This window comes from Paraburkholderia sp. CNPSo 3274 (genome assembly GCF_024206475.1).
Taxonomy (GTDB): Bacteria; Pseudomonadota; Gammaproteobacteria; order Burkholderiales; family Burkholderiaceae; genus Paraburkholderia.
This window is the reverse complement of record NZ_JAMBPR010000241.1, coordinates 1-797: the sequence shown is the minus strand read 5'-3', so window position 1 is coordinate 797 and position 797 is coordinate 1. Positions and strand designations below refer to the sequence as shown.

The following is a 797-nucleotide window of genomic DNA, read 5'->3' as shown; positions in this document are numbered from 1 at the left end:
GCTTGAAGAAGGTGGACCAGATGTTCGTGTTGAACATGGCGGCATACAACCTCGTGCGCATGCGATCACTGGCACAAATCCGCTTATAAGTGGCGGAAAGCGTGGCAAGGAGGTCAGAAGTCGGCCTCAAGCCGCCGAAAGAACGTTGAATTCGCGTTGAGATTGCACAATGCGAAAGTTTGCGACTGGCGGGCGCGTACATCGAGGCGCACCGCTTCCGCCGGGGATGTATTTCCGCAACCTGTTAAATAGATCCACGAGGTACTGAATGCAACGGCACGATCAACTTGAGGCGAGAGCGGCTCTTGATGCTTACCTGAAGTCCCTGGTTCCCACCAGCGTACTGACGCAGCGCCTTACCTGCGCGCTCGTCGAACTATTGGCCAACGATACACAAAGCCGGGTCGAGTTGCACATCGCCGGCGCGAAAGTCATCGTCAGCCGAGATCCCCACTTTGGTCACCTCTCCGCAACCCGCGTCGCCTGAAGCGTTGACACAACAGTCTGGGAGCGTTAAAAACCTTGGGGTTTCTAGCTCGGACGCCTAGCAGGTTGCGGAAATACACCCCCGGCGGAAGCGGTGCGCCTCGATGTACGCGCCCGCCAGTCGCAAACTTTCGCATTGTGCAATCTCAACGCGAATTCAACGTTCTTTCGGCGGCTTGAGGCCGACTTCTGACCTCCTTGCCACGCTTTCCGCCACTTATAAGCGGATTTGTCCCAGTGATCGCATGCGCACGAGGTTGTATGCCGCCATGTTCAACACGAACATCTGGTCCACCTTCTTCAAGCCACGC

1 protein-coding gene is annotated in these 797 nt (G+C 56.6%); it reads left to right on the top strand.

Annotated features, from left to right (window positions below; translation table 11 throughout):
• Nucleotides 1-268: 268 nt before the first annotated feature.
• A complete protein-coding gene (locus M3I54_RS44460) occupies nt 269-487 on the top strand; it encodes a hypothetical protein (RefSeq protein WP_254346739.1) in 219 nt (72 codons plus the stop codon).
• The last annotated feature ends 310 nt before the right edge of the window (nt 488-797 follow it).

What these genes read in the sequence shown, in the direction of transcription:
- M3I54_RS44460 (WP_254346739.1), top strand. Translation starts at nt 269, where the DNA reads ATGCAACGGCACGATCAACTTGAGGCGAGAGCGGCTCTTGATGCTTAC.